Origin of the sequence: Mycobacteroides sp. LB1, assembly GCF_013449725.1 — a bacterium.
Lineage (GTDB): Bacteria > Actinomycetota > Actinomycetes > Mycobacteriales > Mycobacteriaceae > Mycobacterium.
In genome coordinates this window covers 1,502,502-1,523,535 of the sequence record NZ_JACCFF010000001.1, presented here as the reverse complement: position 1 = coordinate 1,523,535, position 21,034 = coordinate 1,502,502, and the positions used below count along the sequence as shown (strand labels likewise).

Sequence of the window (21,034 nt, the reverse complement as noted above, 5' to 3'; positions counted from 1 at the left end):
TTGTACCAGTCAGGAGCGCCATGTACAGCGAGGCATTCACTTCTGCGATCGCGGAAGCGGAGGAGCTGATTGTCGCGGCACCCCATATCGAAACCGAAGCCGACCTGCTTGAGGGGTTGCAATATCTGGCCCAGGGGATTGCGGCCTGCACTCATGTGGCGTTCCACACCGACCGCGATCATCCGTTTCTGCTCTCCGGCACAGGGCCATTCACGAAAATGGGGTTGGACAACCCGGACACTCTGTACTTTGGCGCCCGTGTCAACGGCGAGCACGAGTATGTCGTCACCGGAAAGCGCGGCACCACTGCCGATTTGAGCTTCCAGGTGCTCGGGGGCGGTGACTACACCGACAAGAATGTGCCGGGCAGCGCCATCGCTTTCGATGACCGTGAGATCCATATCGAGAGCGACGGCAGCTTCGAGGTCCGTTTCGGGCCCGGGCCGGCGAGCGAATCGCGGCCCAACTACTTCGCCCTCGGGCCGGGTCCGGCGCAGCTGGTCATGCGTGAGGTGTACAGCGACTGGCGCGCGCAGCGCGGCACCCTTGCCATCGCACGGGTGGACACTGCAGGCACGGCGCCAGCCCCATTGACGAAAGAACAGATCGAAAAGCGTTATGCCAGTGCAGGTAAGCAACTGGTGAACCGTGTCAAGACATGGCTGCAGTTCCCCAAATGGTTCTACGACAATCTGCCTGTCAACACCATGACCGAGCCTCGACTCACCCCAGGCGGCCTCGCCACCCAGTTCTCCTCGGTGGGGCACTACGACCTCGCCGACGATCAGGCGATGATCATCACCGTTCCCAAGTCCGATGCGCCGTACCAGGGTTTCCAGCTGGGCAGCCTCTGGTACATCTCGTTGGATTACGTCAACCATCAGACTTCGCTGAACTCCAGCCAGGCCCAAGTCGACCCGGATGGCAATATCCGGATGGTAGTGAGCAATGCCAATCCCAGTGTTACCAACTGGATTGAGACGTTGGGTCATCGGCGTGCGTATCTCCAGTTCCGGTGGCAACGGGCGGACAGGAAGCTCACCGCTAGCGATGGGCCGACGGTCGAGGTGGTCGGCATCGACGAAATCGCCACCGCGTTACCGCATTACCCGCTCAATCAGATCAGCGCGGAGGGCTGGCGCAGTCGTATCGCGGAGCGCCAGACTGCCATCGGGGCAAGGATGTTGGGCTGATGAGTCTCTCGGGCGAAGAAGCGACAACTGGTATGGGTCTCCTCAACTTTCACGGCAAGGTTGCCGTGGTATCTGGTATCGGTCCGGGTCTCGGCGCCACGTTGGCCGTCAAGTTCGCCGAGGCGGGCGCGGATGTGGTTCTCGCCGCACGTACTCAATCGCGCCTCGACGAGGTGGCCAAACAGGTCACCGCCACTGGGCGCAAGGCGCTCACCGTGGCGACGGATATCACCGACGAGGCCAGCGTCGCCAATCTTGTCGAACGTGCGAGGGAAACCTTCGGCAGCATTGACGTTCTCGTCAACAACGCCTTCAGCATTCCCTCGATGAAGTCGTTGGAGAAGACGGACTATCAGCAGATTCGCGATAGCGTCGAGCTCACTGTGGTCGGCACGCTGCGTTTGACGCAGGGGCTCTCGGGCGCGCTGGCCCAATCGAAGGGTTCGGTGGTCAACATCAACTCAATGGTCATCCGGCACTCGCAGATCCGCTATGGCAGCTACAAGATTGCCAAGGCCGCACTGCTGGCCATGTCCCAATCGTTGGCCACGGAATTGGGTCCGCAAGGGGTTCGGGTGAATTCGGTTGTACCCGGATACATGTGGGGTGAGAACCTCAAGGGGTACTTCGAACACCAGGCCAAGAAATACGGCGGCACCGTCGAGCAGATCTACGAGTACACAGCCGCAAACTCGGATCTCAAGCGCCTGCCGACCACCGACGAGGTGGCCAATGCCGTGTTGTTCCTTGCCTCCGACCTGGCGAGCGGGATCACCGGGCAGGCTCTCGATGTCAACTGCGGCGAGTTCCACGCCTAGCCACAAGGAGGATCCAATGAGTACAGAGCGCACCAGCGTCGGCACCGTCGACGATCTACACGAGTCGGCCACCCGGCTGATCGGCCTCGAGGACTTCGGGGACGGGTCGGTTGACAACTACCGCGAAGCACTCGGCGTCCTACTGGACTCCTATCAGCGTGAGGCCGGGCTGACTCCGCTGGGCTCCAAGATGTCTCGGGTATTCCTGCGGGGCGCGCTGGGCGCGCGGCTGCTCAGTGAGGCCGCATTCAAGGCGCATCCCGACTACGCGCAGGTGGCCATCGATCGGCCGATCTTCGTCACCGGCCTACCGCGTACCGGCACCACCGCGCTGCATCGTCTCCTCAATGCCGATCCGATGCACCAGGGCCTGGAGATGTGGCTGGCTGATTTCCCGCAGCCGCGGCCTGCGCGCGACTCCTGGGATACCAATCCGGTGTACCAACAGCTGGAAACGCAGTTTTCGCAGCACCATGTGGCGAACCCGGAGTTCATGGGCCTGCATTACATGTCAGCCAGCGAGGTGGAGGAATGCTGGCAGCTGCTGCGTCAGTCGGTGCACTCCGTGTCGTATGAATGTCTTGCCCATGTGCCGTCATACGCACAGTGGCTGGATCAACAGGACTGGACACCGGCATACCGTCGCTACAAGGCCAATCTGCAGCTGATCGGTCTCAATGACATCGAAAAGCGCTGGGTGCTCAAGAATCCGAGCCATCTGTTTGCCCTCGACGCGCTCATGGAGGTGTACCCGGACGCGTTGGTTATTCAGACTCATCGCCCCGCCGAGACCATAATCGCGTCGGTATGCTCGCTCAACGAACATGCAACGGCGGGTTGGTCGGAGACATTTGTCGGTGCCACCCTTGGCGCCGATCAGCTGGACACCTGGGCCCGCGGCCTGGAGTCGTTCAAGGCGGCTCGCACCAAGTACGACGAGGCCCAATTCTGCGATATCGACTACTTCGACTTCATCTCCGACCCGATCGGCACCGTCGAATCCATCTACCGGCATTTTGGACTGGAGCTCTCGGCGTCTGCGCTGGTGGAGATGCAGAAGATGAATGACGAAAGCCAAAAGGGCCCGCGCGCACCGAAGCACGTCTACTCGCTCGCCGACTATGGGCTGAGCAAGGAAGCGGTGACGGAGCGCTTCTCCGGGCTGTGATGTTGGTCTTCGCGCAAGCGGCTCATCCGGTGTTATTGGTCTTCGCGCAAGCGGCTCATCTGTGACACACGTTGCCGTCGTGGGTGCAGGTGCCGCCGGAACAATGGCGGCGCTGCACTTGCTGCGGCGCAAAGACTCACGGGCATTGCGTCTCAGCCTGATCGATCCCGAGACAGGTACCGGACCCGGAGTTCCGTACCGTACGGCAGATCCGCGGCATCTCCTCAACGTTCCGGCGGGAAAGCTCAGTGCTGATGTGACTGTGCCGCTGGAGTTCGTGAAGTGGTTGGGGAACAACGGCCTACCGGGCGCAGGCCCCGAGGATTTCGTTCCGAGGGGACTGTTCGGGCGTTATCTCTCAGGTGAATTCGAGGGAGCGCGGGATGATCGCGTGACCCGTATCCATCGTCGAGCCGTCGCGGTGACGCGGCAGGGTGACGGGCTCTCGGTAGCCTTGGGTAACGGCGATAACGTGCAGGCAGACGCCGTGATCCTGGCCGCGGGCCCCAACATTCCCGGAACATCCTGGGCCCCAACCTGGTTGCGTGACAGCACAGTATTCGTCGACGACCCCTGGCGTCCGGGTGCGCTCGACGATATTCCCGAGGGCGGGGATCTGCTGCTGGTGGGAACCGGTCTGACGATGGCCGATATGGCGTGCACGCTACGAAGCCCCGGTCGCGTCGTGCACGCCATATCCCGCAGCGGACTGCTACCCAGAGCGCATCGACCGCGACCGTCATCGCCGGTGTCTGCCCCTACGTTCACCATGGATCGCGGCCACGTGTTGGAGCGTTCCGTGCGCTACATCCAGGACGTGATCGCCGAGGGCGGCGATGCGTGTGCGGCCGTGGATGCGCTGCGCCCCCGTGCCGGCGTGCTCTGGGCCGGTATGACCGTCGATGAGCACGAGCAGTTCCTGCGAAAGTATCGCAGGCTGTGGGATATTCACCGGCACCGGATGGCCCCGCAGACCGCTGCTCGGATCGACGATGACATCGCCGACGGTGCGCTGCGTATCCATCGTGCGGAGTTGCGGGATTCCGCGGCCTCCGGCGTGGGAGCCAGGGTGACGTTGTCGACGGGGCAGGTTCTCGATGTATGCAGGGTGATCAATTGCACGGGCCCGCAATATGACATCACGACAGGTACCGATCCACTGTGGAGCCGGCTGCTTGCCAGTGGCTTGGTGCGACCCGGCCCGCTCAACCTCGGACTGGATACCGACCCGGACGGGAAGCTTGCCCCGGGGGACGCACCGATGTGGACGCTCGGGCCGCTTCGGCGCGGAAATCTATGGGAAACAACAGCATTCGTTGAGATCAGGGCGCAGGCGGAGGGGCTTGCGGCGCTGATAGGCTCGTAGCGTGCGTGTTCTGGTGCAGCGGGTCGCGTCCGCAACCGTATCCGTGGACGGGGAAGTGGTCGGGGAGATCCGGCCCGAAGGTCAGGGGCTGCTGGCACTGGTGGGCGTCACCCACGACGACGATGCGGCGAAGGCGGCACAGCTCGCCGAGAAGCTATGGCAACTAAGGATTCTCGACGACGAGAAGTCCGCGGCTGACCTCTGTGCGCCGATATTGGTGGTCAGTCAGTTCACCCTATACGCCAATACGAAGAAGGGGCGTCGTCCGGCGTGGAACGCGGCGGCACCCGGAAGTGTCGCCGAACCCATCGTGACGGCATTCGCCGACGCCTTACGGCTGCTTGGTGCACAGGTGGAAACCGGAGTGTTCGGCGCGCATATGCGGGTTGAGCTGATCAACGACGGTCCGGTGACCGTACTGTTGGAGCTCTAGTTCAGCCGTCTCCGGGCGGGGGAGCCGTGCAGATCGGGTCGAGGCAGCCCTCAGCGACGGCGTGGGAGATGCTGTCGGAGAGGCGCGGGCACCCACGCACCCTCGCGGTGTTGGTACCTTCCTCACGCATTTGCGCGAAGAAGGCGCATCTCCCGGCCGCTGCGGTATTCCATTGCACGGCAGTTTGATTGATGCCCAGCTTCTTTACCATCACCGAGCCATGGCAGAACCGGCAGTCGACCTCCTGCAAGCCCGAGGTCAAATACCGCTGCTTGTCGCCCTCGGTTGCCTCGTGTAGCCGGGCGGCCCGTTCTGGATCGTGCTCGAATGCGGGCGCTTTCGACCATTGGCCGTTCGGCCGACCGGATTCAGCGGAGTCATGAGCGGCGTCTCCCTCGTGGGCACCATGCAATGCCAGCATCGACTGAGCCAGCTCCTCCACAGAGGGAGGACCGGTGTTTTTCCCAGTCACGGAAGACGCCGCCGAAACTTCGGTCATGGCACTAGCTTTGCGTCGCCTCGGCATGAGATTCGGCCTCGGCCGCAGCCTTCTCTTCTGCTTGGCGTTTGAGGTTTTCGTCGACTTCTCCGTGCCAGAATTCGTTGGCTTTGGTGGTGTCGATTTCCAGCTCGAACCGGTCGGTCATTTCCGGGGTGACATCGGCCTTATCGACGTAGAACTGCGAGTACCAGCGACGCATCTGATAGACGGCACCGTCCTCCTCGACAAGCAGGGGATTGTCGATGCGGGTCTTGTTCTTCCAGATCACGACGTCCTGTAAAAAGCCTTGTCCCACACCCTTGGTCATCGCCCGCGAGAGCTTGCCGGTCATCTTCTCGTCCATGCCCTCGGGCTTTTGGACCATGACGCCGTATTGGAGCACAAAGGAATTCTGGTCGATGGGGTAGTGGCAGTTGATCAGGATCGACTCGGCTTTGTAGCCGGCGTAGTTGTTGTGCAGCCAGTTGATCATGAACGAGGGCCCGAAGTAGGAGGCCTCCGAATCGAGGATCTGCTCACCGGTGTACTGCGAGGAGCCGCCCAGCGTGACGTCCGGGCGCCCGACGGTACGCAGATATTGCGAGGCGATATGGCCCTCGAAGACGTTCTTGAAGAACGTCGGGAAGCCGAAGTGGATGTAGTAGAAGTGCGCCATATCGGTGACGTTGTCCACGATTTCGCGGCAGTTGGAACCCTCGATGACGATGGTGTTCCAGTCCCAGGTGGTCCAGCCGTCGTCGTGATACTCCGGGACTTCCGGAATCGCAACGTCATCCGTGGGGCCATTGCCCTCGGCGTCGTGCCAGACGAACAGCAGGCCGCTCTTGACGTCGGTGGTCCAGCTGCGGGTACGGGCCAGCTTCGGGGTGCGCTTGGCGTAAGGCACCAGCTTGCATTTGCCGTCGCCGCCCCAGCGCCAATCGTGGAACGGGCACGCGACGTTATCGCCCTTGACGGAGCCCTGGGAGAGGTCGCCGCCCATGTGGCGGCAGTATCCGTCCAGCACCTTGATATCGCCGTGGGAATCGGCGAACACCACCAGCTTGGTGCCGAAGGCATCGATCGCATGGGGTTCGCCGTCCCTGAAGCTCTCGGCGACGCCCAGGCAGTGCCAACCGCGGGCATAGCGCGTTGGTAGCTCGCCGACGTCGATCTCGCGGACAGTGTTTCCTTCGGAAACGGGCCGAGTATCTGTGCTCATGGCGGGGCTGCCTCCAGTGTTTCGATGCTGGCCGCCCTAGCGGCCATCTCCAACTAGAACATGTTACAGTTTTGCCACCCTCGGGCGCAAGAATTATGCCTGCCACAAGCAGAAATAGATGCTTTGGCTAGGGTCTGCGCATGCCTTTGTACTCACTCGACGGAAAAAGCCCGAGCGTCCACCCCGAGGCGTTTGTCGCGCCGACCGCCTGTCTTATCGGCGATGTCACGGTGGAGGCCGGTGCATCGATCTGGTTCAACACGGTCCTCCGCGCCGATTACGCGCCGATTGTCATCCGCGCGGGTGCCAACATTCAGGACGGGTCGGTGCTGCACAGCGACCCGGGGATGCCGGTCGATATCGGCGAGGGAGCCACTGTGGCTCATATGTGCCTGGTGCACAGCTGCACCGTCGGCGACGGTGCTTTGATCGGAAATCACGCGACGGTGCTCGACGGGGCCTCCATCGGTTCCCGCAGCATGGTGGCCGCAGGATCGCTGGTCCTCGGCGGCGCTCAGATCCCCGAGGACGTGCTGGTCATGGGCTCGCCCGCCAAGGTCAAGGGGCCCGTCGCGGGAACCCCGGCGGAGTTCCTGACTAAGGGCGTTCCAGCCGCGTACCAGGCGCTGGGCAAGCGCTACCTGGCCGGTTTGGACACGTAGTCCAGCACCGTCAGGTCCTCGTCAGTTGTAGGCATTCGGGGACGTTGAACAGCCGCAGCATTCGCAGCTCCTTGGCCGGGAGCTGTGACCGCACCCCGGCGGTGGGGACCACCCTCGGGTTGGTCAGACCGAGATGCTCGCCGGCCCGGAGTAGCTCGGCGCCGCCGTGGGCGGTCACGTTGCGTACCCAGTCGGCCGTCTGCCCGTAAGGCAGGAGTATCACCACGGTGCCGTCGGCGGCATCGAAGACCTCGACCGGGGTCTCGTACGCATGGCCGCTACGCCCACCGGTGTGCCGGATGATGGCGGGCGAGCTGGCGGTGGTCCCGGCGGTGGCCATGATCCTCGGGTTGGTCACGGCGTGATTGAACCGGCGGATTGCATTGAGAATCGGGCGGATCTGCAGCCGGATGCCCGCCACGAGAAGCGTGAACAGGACGAGCGGCACCAACACGATGGCGCCGACGACGATTAATGCAATTGCCACGTGATCAGGCTACTGAGATCCGATGGCGGTGTGACGGGGATCTCGGGACGTGCGTCCCACTTCCTGAGGAATTATATTTAGGCTTGCCTTACCTAAGCGATTTCCTAAATCAAAGAGGATGGGCATGAGGAAGATTCGAGTTGCGGTCGTTGGCGCAGGTCCGGCAGGCATTTATGCCGCCGATATCCTCACCAAGGAGTACGAGCAGGCACAGGTCGATGTCTTCGACCGGCTGCCGGCGCCGTACGGCCTGGTGCGCTACGGTGTGGCTCCCGATCATCCGCGGATCAAGGAGATCATCAAGGCCCTGCGCCGCGTACTTTCGCGTGACGAGATTCGGTTCATCGGCAACGTCCACTACGGCACCGATATCAAGCTGTCCGACTTGCGGCGCTTCTATGACGCGGTGATCTTCTCCACCGGTGCGCGCGCCGACCGTGAACTCGATATCCCGGGTGTAGACCTCCCAGAGAGTTATGGCGCCGCCGACTTCGTCTCCTGGTACGACGGTCACCCCGATGTCCCGCGCGAGTGGCCGCTGACAGCCAAGAGCGTCGCGGTTCTGGGCGTAGGGAATGTCGCGCTGGATATCGCGCGCATGCTCGCCAAGCCGGCGGACGAGCAGCTCACTACCGAGATCCCGGCCAACGTCTACCAAGGATTGGCGCTCAACCAGGCAACGGACATTCACGTGTTCGCGCGGCGTGGTCCGGCGCAGATCAAGTTCAGTCCCATGGAGTTTCGCGAGCTCTCGCACTCGCCGAGTGTGGATGTCATCGTGCACCCGGAAGGATTCGAGATCGACGAGGGCAGTCAGCAGGCCATCAACTCCAGCAAGGCCACCAAGCTTGTCGTCGACACCATGATGAAGTACCTCGATCAGGAGCCCACCGGTGCACCGCATCGCATTCACATCCACCTCTGCCAGTCACCGGCCGAGGTGCTGGGAACAGACTGTGTGGAGGGCCTGCGGACCGAGCGGACCGAGCTGATTGGCGACGGAACCGTCAGGGGTACCGGAGAATTCACCGATTGGCCGGTTCAGGCGGTGTACCGCGCGGTCGGGTACATATCCTCGCATCTGGCGGACCTGCCGTTCGATCATCACGCCGGGGTTGTCCCGCATGATGCCGGGCGGGTGCTCGATATCGATAGCATCCCGATTGAATCCACCTATGTCACCGGGTGGGTTAAGCGCGGGCCCGTCGGATTGATTGGGCACACCAAATCCGATGCCGCCGAGACGATTGCGAGCCTGCTCGCGGACCTCCCGGGTATTCAACCCGCTGAAATCTCCGACCCCGATGCGATCTTCGCGCATCTACAGGGAAGCGGGATTGACTACACCACCTGGGAGGAGTGGGAACGGCTCGATGCCCATGAGGTCGCATTGGGTGAGGAACAGGGCCGCGAACGCATCAAAGTGGTGCCCCGCGAGGAGATGATCAGCGCCGGACGCCAGGCCTCCTAGCGGGAAGACATAAAGGCCCCCGACGCTCCGGGCGTGGGGGCCTTTATGTGTGTCCGGCGGGCGGGTTAGACCTTCTTCGCGGTCCCGGCGACTTTGTCGAACTCCCAGTAGGCGCGCAGCACTACGAGCTTGCCCTCGTCGTTGGCCTGGTAAGTGAACACACCCTCGGCGGTCATCTGGTAGCCGTTCATGGTCGTCACGATCCGGCCCACATTGGCCTGATGGGTGCCACAGTCGTAGGTGGCGTCGAAGATAAAGTCCAGCTTCTCGGTGGGCGCAATGATGTTGTCCCAGAAGGCTGCAATGGCCTCCTTGCCGCGATGTCCGTTGCCTTCGGTATCGAACGGCGACGGACCCACCGGATCCTGGACCACGCCGTCCTCGGCGAAGTTGTCGACCCACGCCTGCTTGTCGCGGGCGTCTACGGCCTCCCGGGACCGACGTCCGGCTTCATCGGCAAGGCTCATGCTGGCTGCACCTCCGGTTTTTCGCTTCCAACGACCCACATCGAGTAGTACTGCGAGCCACCTCCGTAGGCGTGGCCCAATGCCTTCTTCGCGCCCGGTACCTGATGGTCACCGGCCTTGCCCATCACCTGGATGGCCGCCTCGGCAAACCGGATAAGACCCGAGGCCCCAATCGGATTCGAGGAGAGCACGCCACCGGAGGCGTTGACGGGGATCTTGCCGCCGATCGCGGTCTCACCGGCCTGGGTCAGTTTCCAACCCTCGCCCTCGGCCGCAAATCCCAGGTTCTCCAGCCACATCGGCTCGAACCAGGAGAACGGTACATAGATCTCCGCAGCGTCGATCTCGTCGATCGGGCTGGTGATACCCGCATCACGCCACAGTGCCGCCGCGGCGTCGCGTCCGGCTTGCGGGTTCACGCGGTCACGTCCGGTGTAGTCGAGGGGCTCGGTGCGCAGCGCGGTGGCGTGCACCCAGGCGACCGTATGGCCCTCGGCAATACGGCGATCCGCAGTCTCTTCGTTCGCCACGACGATTGCGCAAGCGCCGTCTGAGGACGGGCAGGTCTCGTCGAACCGGATCGGATCCCACAGCATCGGCGAGGCCATCACCTTCTCCACGGTGATATCGGGCTGATGCAGGTGTGCCAGCGGATTCTTGGCCGCATTGAGCCGGTCCTTCACCGCGACGATGGCTCCGGTGTCCAACGGCGCCTTGGAGCGTTCGATGTACGCACGCACGTGCGGGGCGAAGTAGCCGCCCGCACCTGCACCCACGGGGACCGAGAACGGCACCGGAATCGACAACGCCCACATGGCATTCGACTCGGACTGCTTCTCCCAAGCCAGCGCCAGCACTCGCCGATACTTGCCCGACTGCACCAGGCTGGCTGCAACCACACCGGTGGAGCCGCCGACCGAACCAGCGGTATGCACCCGGATCATCGGCTTGCCGGTCGCACCGATCGCATCCGCCATGAATAGCTCGGGCATCATGACGCCCTCGAAGAAGTCGGGGGCCTTGCCCACGACGACGGCGTCGATATCGTCCCAGCCGACACCCGCGTCGGCCATCGCGCGGTCAATCGACTCGCGCACCAGACCGTTCATGGAAACGTCGTGGCGCTTGGCAACGTACTTGGTCTGCCCAGTGCCGATAACGGCAGCGAGGTTCTTAGATGTACCCACTGTTATTTGCCTTCCAGCACGGCGACAAGGTTCTGCTGAAGCACCGGCCCACTGGTCGCGTGAGCCAGCACCCGCTGTGCCGAACCGTTCCAGATATGTTGTGCTGCAAAGCCGATCCGTTCCAGCCCGGCCGAGAACATTGGATTGGCCACCAGTGCACCACCCGACGGGTTGATCGTCGTGGTCTCTTTGAGGCCGATGGCCTCGGCGAGAATCAGCTGCTGATGGCTGAACGGGGCATGCAGTTCGGCGATGTCGATGGAACCGGTATCGCCACCGGTTGCAGCCGCGGCGGAGGCCGCCGTGGACGGTGACACGGTGATATCCCGGCCGCCGATCGCGGGAGAGTCGATGCGATGTTCAAACCCGGTAATCCAGGCCGGGTTTTCGCGCAGCTCGCGTGCGCGGTCGCCCGCGGCCAGCACCATGATCGAAGCGCCGTCGGAAATGGGCGCGATGTCGTGTTTATGCAGCGGATCGGCGAAGTAGTCCCGAGTCAGCAGCTCCTCGACGCTGGCTGCTGTGGGTTCGGTGTCGACGCGTTGCGCCCGGCTGAAGGCGTCGAGGGCAACCTGTGCCATCTGTTCCTTGGTCCACTTGCCCGAATCCAGGCCGAGCCGCGCCTGTAGCGCGGCCATCGATACCGAATCGGGCCACAGCGGGGCGACGGTGTACGGATCTGTTTGCAGAGCAAGGGCTCTGCGGAGAATTCCGGCGGAGGACTTTCCGAATCCGTAGACGAGAGCGGTCTCGACCTGCCCGCTCAGGATCTTGATGTAGGCCTCGTACAGCGCCCAGGCGGCGTCCATCTCGACATGGGATTCGTTGATCGGCGGCACCGCACCGATCGAATCGATGGCAGAGATGAAGGAGAACGCGCGCCCGGCCAGGTAATCCGATGAGCCGGAGCACCAGAAGCCGATGTCCGACTTGGTGATTCCGAGATCACCGTAGATCTGACGGAAACAGGGGACCAGCATCTCGACGCCATTGGTGGTGGCATCGGTGGACCGCACATGGGGTGCATGGGCGAAGCCCACTACTGCGATGTCTGTCATTACATCCGGTCCTTGTAGGTCTCGTAGTCGGCGTCGGGTTCACCGGTTGGGCGGAAGTACTGGATGTTGTCGATCCCGTATCCCCACTCTTCCTTAGGTTTCCACACAGCCTGGACCCGCATGCCCATGCGGACATCCGCCGCGTCGATGTCATAGACCAGATGCAGGAACGGAATATCGGCGCCGTCGAGCAGCACGTAGGCGGCCACATAGGGTGGTTTGATGCGCTGCCCGGGGAACGGGATGTTGATGATTGCGAAGGTGGTGACGAGGCCCTTGTCGGACACCTGCACCAGATCGGAGGTTGGCTCGCCGGTAAGCGGATCGGCACCGCGTGCCGGGAAGTAAACCCGCCCACCGGAACCCGTACGCCCGCCGAGCAGCTTGCCCTCTGCCAGCGCGCGCAGATAGGCGCTCTCTTCGGGGGAGGTGATGTGCTGAACCTCAAGACGGATCGGAGTGACCTGCATGGTCACCGGCTCCTGATCCGAAACGGGTGCCGGAACATCCACCGGTCGATCCCCGAGCGCGAAGTAGGCGATATCGGTGATGGCGCCGACGGTCTCGTCCGCCCACACCGCATGCACGCGGGCGCCGGTCTCGATCGCGCCGGGTTCCCCCGCATTGACAGCGTGTAGCAGCGAGGTGTCCGCTCCGTCGAGCTTGATCAATGCCCAGGCGAAAGGCTTCGCGAGCGGCTGGCCCTCCAGCGGTTCGGGCTGCCATGACCACGACTGAACGGTGCCGACGCTCGATACCGAGACCACTTCGGTCAGCGGTGCGTAGGTCACCGGGTCGTACTCGGCTGCCGGTACATGCACCCGGCCGTCGCTGCCGCGGGTGCCGACGATGTGTCGATCGCGCAGGGCGGTGAAGAACTTCGACAGGGTCGGGCCCACCGAACGGGTGTAATCAAAAGACAGTTCGAGGGGGGCGGTCAGGAGGGGTAATTGCCCCGATGTGCTGCTTTGGCTTGCTGTCACACCTCCGAGTAGAACAAGTTCTAGTTTTTTTCGCAAGGGCGGTGGTCATGGCATATCCCGCCGGTTACAGTCGGGCCATGAAATTCGGATTGCAGCTGGGGTACTGGGCGGCCTCACCGCCGGACAATGCGGCCGAACTGGTGACTGCGGCAGAGGAGGGCGGGTTTGACGCCGTCTTCACCGCCGAGGCCTGGGGTTCGGACGCGTACACCCCGCTGGCCTGGTGGGGATCCGATACCAGCCGAATTCGCCTGGGCACCTCGGTGGTTCAGCTCTCGGCGCGCACACCCACCGCCTGTGCGATGGCGGCGCTGACGTTGGATCATCTGTCCGGCGGCCGGCACATTCTGGGCCTGGGTGTCTCGGGCCCGCAGGTAGTGGAGGGCTGGTACGGGCAGTCGTTCCCCAAGCCCCTGGCCCGCACGCGTGAATACATCGACATCATCCGGCAGGTACTGGCCCGTGAGGCCCCCGTGCGCAGCGACGGGCCGCACTATCCGCTGCCGCTGACTGGGGGCAGCGCCACCGGGCTGGGTAAGCCGCTCAAGCCGATCGTGCACCCGCTGCGGTCTGATCTGCCCATCTTCCTCGGCGCCGAGGGACCCAAGAATGTGGCCTTGACGGCGGAGATCGCCGACGGCTGGCTGCCCATGTTCTATGCGCCGCGGCTGGCCGATATGTACAACGAATGGCTTGACGAGGGCTTCGCGCGCCCCGGCGCGCGGCGCAGCCGCGAGGATTTCGAGATCGCCGCCACCGCGCAGGTGATCGTCACCGACGACCGCCGCTCGGTGCTCGATCAACTGAAGCCGTTCTCCGCCTTGTACATCGGCGGCATGGGGGCCGTCGAGCTGAACTTCCACGCAGAGGTGTACCGACGCATGGGATACGGCGAAGTGGTCGATGCGGTCACCGAGCTCTTCCGCACCAACCGCAAGGACAAAGCCGCCGAAGTGATTCCGGACGAGCTGGTGCTCGACACCACGATCGTCGGAACCGAGGCCGAGGTGCGCGAGCAGATCAAGGCGTGGGAGGCCGCCGGGGTCACCATGCTGGTGGTCGGCTGCCGCAGTGTCGAACACGTCAAGCAGCTGGCGGCGCTGACCTAGCCGTTAGCGCTCCGATTCGCGGAAGTCGAGCATCGCGTTGACGGTATCCACCGCTTCGTTCAGGGCGGCCACCCGGGCTGTCAGTGTTGAGGCGGCGACCACGGCGTACCGGTCGGCCTGACCCATCGGTACGCGAGATGCCAACGCGTACAGTCGCTTTTCCGCGCCGCTCGGCAGGCCGGTAGCGATCGACCATCGGCGGGGGAGGCGCACCTGCTGCACGGTCGCGACGCGCCGTAACAGATCCTCGATACGTGCCTGCAGCTCGTTGAGGGCACTCAAGGGCAGTACACGGTCGTCGGGCTCATCGGGCCAGGGTTCGATATCGGCCCGCGGGTAGGGGTCGTCCTCTAGCCACTTGTTGATGCGGATCCGATACGCACCCTCACAGCGCACCGCGAAGCGTTCGGCCCCGAGTGACTCGCAGTCGAGGACACGGGCGGCAGTCCCGATGTCATGGCGGACGTCTCCGCCCCCGACCTCCCGGCCGCGCGCGATCAGCACGACACCGAAGATGCGGTCCGTGGCCATGACGTCGCGGACGAGGGCGACATAGCGCGGCTCGAAGATGCGCAGCGGTAGGGGCTCACCGGGCAGCAGTACCGACTGCAGCGGGAACATGGGCGTCACCCGCCCACACTATGCGTGGTGTCTTATGTCCCGGTGAAGTTGGGGGCGCGCTTCTCGGCAAAGGCGCGTGGACCTTCCTTGGCGTCGTTACTGGTGAAGACGCCGATGCCGACCTTGGTGTCCGCCTTGAATGCCTCGTTCTCGTGCAGGCCCTCCGAATCGCGGATCGTCTTGAGCACGGCCTGTACCGCGACAGGTCCATTTGCGGCGATCATCGCCGCGAGCTCCAGGGCCTTCTCCAGCGCCTGACCATCGGGAACCACATGTCCAATGAGCCCGATCTCCTTGGCCTCCAGGGCCTTGATGTGACGTCCGGTGAGCAGAATGTCGGCGGCCACGGTGTACGGGATCTGTCGGGGAAGGCGCACTGCCGACCCGCCCATCGGGTACAGGCTCCACTTCACCTCGGAGACGCCGAACTTGGCGCTCTCACCCGCGACACGGATATCGGTGGCCTGCAGGATCTCGGTGCCACCGGCGATCGCGGGGCCCTCCACCGCCGCAATCAGAGGCTTGGTAAGGCGCCGCCCCTTGAGTAGTCCGGGGATGACCGAGGGGTCGTAGCTGCCGTCGGCGAACTGGTCACCGGGGGCGCGCTTGTTCATGGCCTTGAGGTCGGCGCCAGCGCAGAAGTACCCGCCCGCGCCGGTCAGGATGCAGACGCGAACATCGGGATCGTTATCGACGCGGTCCCAGGCCTGCGTCATGATCTCCAGCATTTCGCCCGAGAGGGCATTGCGCGCGTGCGGACGGTTCATCGTCACGATCAGCACGTGGTCGCGAAGCTCGACGAGGGCGTGTGGGGCGTCCTGTGCGGTCGCTGTCTCAGTCATGGTTTTCCTCCACCAGGATGCCCCTGAACGGGGGCGGGGCTTGTCTAACAGTGCTTGCCAAAAAATGTAACACGTTCTAATTTATGGACATGGCCCTTAACATTGCCGACCTCACCGAGCATGCAATCGACACTATGCCCGATCGTGTCGCCATCATTTCTGGCGATCGGAAGCTGACATACGCCGAGCTTGAGGAGCAGGCCAACCGTCTAGGTCATTTCCTGCAGAGCCAGGGTGTCGGCCCCGGCGACAAGGTAGGCCTGTATTGCCGAAACGGTATCGAGATCGTCGTCGCGCTCGTTGCGCTTGTGAAGATCCGCGCGATCTCGGTCAACGTCAACTATCGCTACGTCGAGTCCGAGCTGCATTACCTCTTCGAGAACTCCGACATGGTCGCGTTGGTGCACGAGCGGCGGTACAGCGACAAGGTCGCCAACGTGCTGCCGAGCACGCCGAACGTCAAGACGGCGGTCGTTGTGGAAGACGGGACCGAGGGCGACTCCGCGTCCTATGGCGGGGTCGCGTTCGCCGACGCGCTCGCCCAGGGCTCCCCGGAGCGTGACTTCGGCGAGCGCAGCCCCGATGACATCTTCCTCATTTACACCGGCGGCACCACCGGCTTCCCCAAGGGCGTGATGTGGCGGCACGAGGACATCTACCGATCCCTGTTCGGCGGTATCAACTACGTCACCGGGGAGGTTGTGGAGGGTGAATGGGATCTGGCCAAGCAGGGTGCCGAGGCCGCGCCGTTCATCGGGTTCCCGATCCCGCCGATGATCCACGGCGCCACCCAGGCCGCCACCTTCATGGCCTTGTTCAGCGGCCGGACCACGGTGCTGGCACCGGAATTCGATCCCGACGGTGTGTGGGACACCATCGAGAAGAACAAGGTCAACATGCTGTTCTTCGCCGGGGATGCCATCGCCCGCCCGCTCATCGATGCGCTGGACACCGATAAGGGCCGGGCGCGTGATCTGTCCTCGCTGTGGGTGCTGGCCAGCAGCGCCGCGCTCTTCTCGCAGACGGTCAAGGAGCGCTACCTTGAGCTGCTGCCCAACCGGATGATCACCGATGCCATCGGTTCCTCGGAGACGGGCACCGGCGGCCTGAGCAGCGTGGCGAAGGGGCAGATGCATCCGGGCGGCCCGACGGTCAAGATCAGCTCCACCACAACGGTTCTCGACGAGGAAGGCAACCCGATCGAACCGGGTTCAGGGGTGCGGGGCCTTATCGCCAAGAGCGGCCACATCCCGGTCGGATACCTCAAGGATGAGAAGAAGACCGCCGAGACATTCAAGACATTCAATGGGGTCCGGTACGCGATTCCGGGTGACTGGGCGACCGTCGAGGCCGACGGCACCGTCACGATGCTCGGCCGTGGGTCCGTCTCCATCAACACCGGTGGCGAGAAGGTGTTCCCCGAGGAGGTCGAGAGCGTTCTCAAGGGCCACCCCGCGGTGTTCGACGCGATTGTCGTCGGTGTTCCGGACGAGAAGTGGGGCCAGCACGTAGGCGCGGTCGTCTCTGTCCGGGACGGCGTGGAACTCACTTTTGAGGGTCTGGATGCGCACGCGCGCAAGGAGATCGCCGGATACAAGGTGCCGCGCAGCGTGTGGATCGTGGACACGGTTAAGCGGAACCCCGCGGGCAAGGCCGACTACCGCTGGGCGAAGGAAGTCTCGGAGACCGAGAAGGTAGACCTGGTCAACACCAAACACGTCAACACCGGGGCCTGAGTCATGCACACCGACCTCTGTGAACGGTTTGGGATCCGTTACCCCATATTCGGTTTCACGCCGTCGGAGAAGGTTGCCGCCGCAATTACCCGCGCGGGAGGCATGGGCGTGCTCGGCTGTGTCCGCTTCAACGACCCAGACGAGCTTGACGCCGTGCTGAGCTGGATGGACGAGAACACCGACGGTAAGCCGTATGGCGTCGACATCGTGATGCCGGCCAAGGTGCCCACTGAGGGTTCCGCGGTCGATATCGAAAAGCTGATCCCGCAGGGGCACAAGGACTTCGTCCAGAAGACGCTCGCCGATCTGGGTGTGCCGCCGCTGCCGGGTGAACGCGAGTCGGCCGGTGTGCTTGGCTGGCTGCATTCGGTGGCCCGATCACATGTGGAGGTCGCGCTCAAGCACCCCATCAAGCTGATCGCCAACGCGTTGGGCTCGCCGCCGAAAGATGTCATCGACCAGGCCCATGAGCATGGCGTGCCGGTGGCGGCGTTGGCGGGCAAGGCCGAACACGCCAAGCGGCATGTCGAGAACGGCGTGGATATCGTGGTGGCCCAGGGGTATGAGGCCGGTGGACACACCGGCGACGTGGCATCCATGGTGCTGTGGCCGGAGATCGTGGATGCGCTCGACGGCAGCGCCCCAGTGCTGGCGGCCGGCGGTATCGGTAGCGGCAGGCAGGCTGCGGCGGCCCTGGCGTTGGGCGCCTCCGGGGTGTGGACCGGGTCGATCTGGTTGACCGCGGCCGAGTACGACCTGGGAACTGTTACGTCGGGCGGGGATTCGGTGGTGCAGCAGGCGCTGCTCAAGGCGACCTCCAGTGACACCGTGCGCACCCGCATCTACACCGGTAAGCCCGCGCGGCTGCTGAAGACCAAATGGACGCAGGCCTGGGACGCCGAGGACGCGCCGACCCCGCTGCCGATGCCGCTGCAGAACATTCTGGTGAGCGAGGCGCATGAACGGATGAACCGCGCGCACGACCCGGAAACAGTCTGCTTCCCGGCAGGGCAGATCGTCGGGCGGATGAACGAGATCCGGCCCGCCGCCGAGATCGTGGCCGATCTGGTGTCCGGTTTCGAGAGCACGGTCGACAGGCTGAATCAGATCCGCGGCTAGCTGCGGACCTCGCTACCGTTACCGCCGAGTGTGCGGACTGTGTCGATTTTCGGCGAGATTTCGACCGGATCCGCACACTCGACTTACGCGGCCAGGGTGGTGCGGAATGCCTCCGCGACTCGCGAGACGATCGTTCCTGCGCGATGGCGGACCATGTCGGAGCTCACCCGAATGACACGCCACCCTTCGTCCGCGAGCTCCGTGGCGCGATCAATATCCCTGGTCCGTTGAGCCGCACTCGTCCAATGCTGCGCCCCGTCGAATTCGATGCCCACCTTGCGGTTTTTCCACCCCATATCAAGACGGGCGATGAAGTCGCCGAAGCGGTTACGGACGACAAGTTGTGTCTGGGTCGGAGGAAATCCCGCGCGCACCACGATGAGTCGGGTGCGTGTCTCCCACGGTGACTCGGCGCCGCCGTCGACGAAGCCCAGCACCTTGGCGAGTTGGTTGAGACCCCGCGCTCCGCGGTGTCGTGCCGCTATGGTCTCGATATCGGCGACCGCGATTCCCGTGGTGTTCATCAGCGCATCCAGGCGTTCCACTGCTAGGTCAATTCCCGTGCGCCGTCCGATGTCGAACGCGGTCCGTGCGGGGGTTGTGACGGGGAGACCGTCGGCTATCTCCCACTCGCCCGAGCCCAGGGTGTCGCTCCATAGCGATATGCCTTGCGGAGCGCGACGATTGGTATGGATGAGTTGCGCGGGAGCATCCTGCGGTAGCCACTTGGTGCCGTGGATGGCAGTGGCAGATATGCCGGCAAGACGCCTCGTCGCCGGGACCATAGCCACGCTGCCTCTGCTCGCTTGAGCGGTGTGACATCCACACCTGTCGGTACGTAGACGGTGGGGTACAGCGCGCTGAATCGCCGGAGGGCGTATCCGGTGACGAGACCGCTAGCCAGTGCCTCATCCCTAACGAACGGCCACGGTACGTCCCCCATGGTCGCAGCCTTGCACCGACCACCGACAGTCCTCGAGTGTGCGGATTGTGTCGATTTTCGGAGAGATTTCGACCGGATCCACACACTCGGCGGAAGGAAAGTGGGCTAGTGGGGCGTGTAGGTGCCGTTCGTCAACGTCCAGACGGGATCGCCGGTCTCCAGCGCCTGGGCGGACAGCTGTCGTTTGATCACCTTGAAGGTCGCGGTTCGTGGCAGTGACTCGGCAACTCGCACATAAGACGGCCATTGCTTGGGCCCGAGATCCTCTTGGGCGGCTAGGAATTCACCGAGCGAGCCAGGGTTGAAATCCGAATCGACGACAAGCGCCGCCATCACCTGATCCCCGACGGTCGGATCCGGTATGCCGTAGACGGCGACCTCGGTGATGCCGGGATGGCGCAGGAGCACCCGCTCGATAGGAGCGGTGCCCAGGTTCTCGCCATCGACACGCAACCAATCGCCCAGTCGTCCGGCGAAATACACGTAGCCGTTCTCATCGGCATACGCCAGGTCACCGCTGCGGTACTTGCCGTCGACCATGCGCTCGGCGTCGGCTTCGGGATTCTTGTAGTAGCCGGTGAACCGCCCGGGCCCCGTAACGTTCACCAGCTCGCCGGTCGCCTCGGCGGCATTCATCAACTTGCCGCTGTCATCGAAAATCGCAGGGGGGCAGGATTTTCCGTTGTTGATGTCAAGAATCTGGACGTCTGGCGTGAGTGGCCCGATCGCGCCGCTCGGAGTGCCGGGTGCCCAACCGAGGGCCACCCCGCCCTCGGTCGATCCGAATCCGTCGACGACAAATGCGCCGAACCGCTTGGCGAATCGGTCGGTATCTCCGGATGCCGCCTCGTTGCCGTACATGATCTTTAGAGTGTTTTCGGCGTCGTCGGGCTGTTCCGGTGTCGCCAGCACATACGACATCGGCTTGCCGACGTAGTTGGCATACGTTGCACCGTATTTGCGCACATCATCGAGGAAGCCGGATGCGGAGAACCTGCGTCGCAAAGTAATCGACGCGCCCGCCGCGACCGCTACCGACCAGCCCGCGAGTACCGCATTGGAGTGGAACATCGGCATCGACAGATAGCAGACGTCTGCGGGACCGAGGCCGAACCGCGAGGACAGCATGATTCCCGCGGAGGCCACCTTGGAGTGCGTGATCTGGACGGCCTTGGGATCGCCGCTGGTGCCCGAGGTGAAGATGAGCATGAACAGATCACCCGGGAGCACATCAGGGATCTCCAAGGGCGCCGTGGATGCCCGGAATTCTGTAGCGAGGGAATCGATATCGACGTAGTCGACGCCGTCCAGCAGGTCCGAGCTCGCGGAGTCGGTGAGTATCAATTGACAGTCGGCCAGGTCAACATCCCGCTGCAGTGCCGTGCCGCGCCGGGTGGGATTGAGCCCCACCAACACCAGGCCGCCGAGTGCGGCGGCGCCCAACAGATACGAGAAGGTCGGGGTGTTCTCCAGCAGGACAGCGATATGCGGCGGCTTCTCCGGATCCAGACGTGCACGCAGTACGGATGCGAGACGGCGGCTTTCGGCCACATGATCACGCCACGACGTGAACGAACCCTCGAAGTGCAACCCCCGGTCCTCGACATCGGCCAAGCCCAACAGCAGCTGAGTGACCGTCGTTTCTGGGTCCCCCGGGGGAAGGCTCAC

Annotated in this window: 20 protein-coding genes and 1 pseudogene; 10 read left to right on the top strand and 11 right to left on the bottom strand. The window is 63.6% G+C overall.

Annotated elements, in window-relative coordinates; genetic code table 11:
- Positions 1–20: 20 nt before the first annotated feature.
- From MLB1_RS07520 to dtd, 5 genes are all read left to right on the top strand, one after another.
- Positions 21–1,193, top strand: a complete 1,173-nt coding sequence (locus MLB1_RS07520; protein ID WP_180749005.1) for a DUF1214 domain-containing protein — start codon at positions 21–23, stop codon at positions 1,191–1,193.
- A gap of 32 nt (positions 1,194–1,225) precedes the next feature.
- Positions 1,226–2,011, top strand: coding sequence for an SDR family oxidoreductase (locus MLB1_RS07515; protein WP_180749746.1), 786 nt, complete (start codon positions 1,226–1,228; stop codon positions 2,009–2,011).
- 16 nt (positions 2,012–2,027) lie between these two features.
- Positions 2,028–3,179 carry a sulfotransferase gene (locus MLB1_RS07510; RefSeq protein ID WP_180749004.1) on the top strand — a complete coding sequence of 384 codons (1,152 nt, stop codon included), beginning with the start codon at positions 2,028–2,030 and terminating at the stop codon, positions 3,177–3,179.
- Positions 3,180–3,240: 61 nt separating this feature from the next.
- On the top strand, positions 3,241–4,545 hold the full coding sequence (locus MLB1_RS07505; protein ID WP_180749003.1) for an FAD/NAD(P)-binding protein: 1,305 nt from the start codon (positions 3,241–3,243) through the stop codon (positions 4,543–4,545).
- Between the two features lies 1 nt (position 4,546).
- Positions 4,547–4,978 carry a D-aminoacyl-tRNA deacylase gene (dtd, locus tag MLB1_RS07500; protein WP_180749002.1) on the top strand — a complete coding sequence of 144 codons (432 nt, stop codon included), beginning with the start codon at positions 4,547–4,549 and terminating at the stop codon, positions 4,976–4,978.
- Position 4,979: 1 nt separating this feature from the next.
- Here the strand turns inward: dtd and MLB1_RS07495 are convergent, their stop codons facing one another.
- A complete protein-coding gene (locus tag MLB1_RS07495; protein ID WP_180749745.1) occupies positions 4,980–5,420 on the bottom strand; it encodes a hypothetical protein in 441 nt (146 codons plus the stop codon).
- Between the two features lie 61 nt (positions 5,421–5,481).
- A complete protein-coding gene (locus MLB1_RS07490) occupies positions 5,482–6,681 on the bottom strand; it encodes a Rieske 2Fe-2S domain-containing protein (protein WP_180749001.1) in 1,200 nt (399 codons plus the stop codon).
- Between the two features lie 140 nt (positions 6,682–6,821).
- Between MLB1_RS07490 and MLB1_RS07485 the strand changes: the two genes are divergently transcribed.
- The gene (locus tag MLB1_RS07485; protein ID WP_180749000.1) at positions 6,822–7,343 is read left to right on the top strand and encodes a gamma carbonic anhydrase family protein; all 522 of its coding nucleotides are present in this window, start codon (positions 6,822–6,824) and stop codon (positions 7,341–7,343) included.
- Between the two features lie 10 nt (positions 7,344–7,353).
- Here MLB1_RS07485 and MLB1_RS07480 read toward each other — a convergent pair whose 3' ends face one another.
- The gene (locus MLB1_RS07480; protein WP_180748999.1) at positions 7,354–7,830 is read right to left on the bottom strand and encodes a nitroreductase family deazaflavin-dependent oxidoreductase; all 477 of its coding nucleotides are present in this window, start codon (positions 7,828–7,830) and stop codon (positions 7,354–7,356) included.
- Positions 7,831–7,954: 124 nt separating this feature from the next.
- Between MLB1_RS07480 and MLB1_RS07475 the strand changes: the two genes are divergently transcribed.
- Positions 7,955–9,301: an FAD-dependent oxidoreductase gene (locus tag MLB1_RS07475; protein WP_180748998.1), complete on the top strand. Its 1,347-nt coding sequence runs from the start codon at positions 7,955–7,957 to the stop codon at positions 9,299–9,301.
- A 65-nt stretch (positions 9,302–9,366) separates the two neighbouring features.
- On the opposite strand, the gene MLB1_RS07470 is transcribed toward MLB1_RS07475, so the two are convergent.
- The 4 genes from MLB1_RS07470 to MLB1_RS07455 are packed head-to-tail and all read right to left on the bottom strand — an operon-like array spanning position 9,367 to position 12,996.
- Complete coding sequence (locus tag MLB1_RS07470) at positions 9,367–9,768, bottom strand: nuclear transport factor 2 family protein (RefSeq protein WP_180748997.1); 402 nt, start codon at positions 9,766–9,768, stop codon at positions 9,367–9,369.
- On the bottom strand, positions 9,765–10,955 hold the full coding sequence (locus tag MLB1_RS07465) for a thiolase domain-containing protein (protein ID WP_180748996.1): 1,191 nt from the start codon (positions 10,953–10,955) through the stop codon (positions 9,765–9,767). Before MLB1_RS07465 ends, MLB1_RS07470 begins: the two co-directional genes overlap by 4 nt.
- Positions 10,956–10,957: 2 nt before the next feature.
- The gene (locus tag MLB1_RS07460) at positions 10,958–12,013 is read right to left on the bottom strand and encodes a thiolase domain-containing protein (protein ID WP_180748995.1); all 1,056 of its coding nucleotides are present in this window, start codon (positions 12,011–12,013) and stop codon (positions 10,958–10,960) included.
- The gene (locus MLB1_RS07455) at positions 12,013–12,996 is read right to left on the bottom strand and encodes an OB-fold nucleic acid binding domain-containing protein (RefSeq protein ID WP_180748994.1); all 984 of its coding nucleotides are present in this window, start codon (positions 12,994–12,996) and stop codon (positions 12,013–12,015) included. The genes MLB1_RS07460 and MLB1_RS07455 overlap by 1 nt, the downstream gene beginning before the upstream one ends.
- Positions 12,997–13,073: 77 nt before the next feature.
- Between MLB1_RS07455 and MLB1_RS07450 the strand changes: the two genes are divergently transcribed.
- Complete coding sequence (locus MLB1_RS07450; RefSeq protein ID WP_180748993.1) at positions 13,074–14,105, top strand: LLM class F420-dependent oxidoreductase; 1,032 nt, start codon at positions 13,074–13,076, stop codon at positions 14,103–14,105.
- 3 nt (positions 14,106–14,108) lie between these two features.
- Here MLB1_RS07450 and MLB1_RS07445 read toward each other — a convergent pair whose 3' ends face one another.
- Both MLB1_RS07445 and MLB1_RS07440 read right to left on the bottom strand, forming a co-directional pair.
- Positions 14,109–14,726 carry an LON peptidase substrate-binding domain-containing protein gene (locus MLB1_RS07445; protein ID WP_180749744.1) on the bottom strand — a complete coding sequence of 206 codons (618 nt, stop codon included), beginning with the start codon at positions 14,724–14,726 and terminating at the stop codon, positions 14,109–14,111.
- A gap of 32 nt (positions 14,727–14,758) precedes the next feature.
- A complete protein-coding gene (locus MLB1_RS07440; RefSeq protein WP_180748992.1) occupies positions 14,759–15,568 on the bottom strand; it encodes a crotonase/enoyl-CoA hydratase family protein in 810 nt (269 codons plus the stop codon).
- A gap of 83 nt (positions 15,569–15,651) precedes the next feature.
- Here MLB1_RS07440 and MLB1_RS07435 point away from each other — a divergent pair, with 83 nt between their 5' ends.
- Entirely contained in the window at positions 15,652–17,304 is a 1,653-nt protein-coding gene (locus MLB1_RS07435; protein ID WP_180748991.1) for an acyl-CoA synthetase, read from the top strand.
- Between the two features lie 3 nt (positions 17,305–17,307).
- A complete protein-coding gene (locus MLB1_RS07430; protein WP_180748990.1) occupies positions 17,308–18,423 on the top strand; it encodes a nitronate monooxygenase family protein in 1,116 nt (371 codons plus the stop codon).
- 83 nt (positions 18,424–18,506) lie between these two features.
- Here MLB1_RS07430 and MLB1_RS07425 read toward each other — a convergent pair.
- Positions 18,507–19,366: pseudogene (locus tag MLB1_RS07425) on the bottom strand (DUF559 domain-containing protein).
- Between the two features lie 105 nt (positions 19,367–19,471).
- A complete protein-coding gene (locus MLB1_RS07420) occupies positions 19,472–21,034 on the bottom strand; it encodes a long-chain-fatty-acid--CoA ligase (protein WP_180748989.1) in 1,563 nt (520 codons plus the stop codon).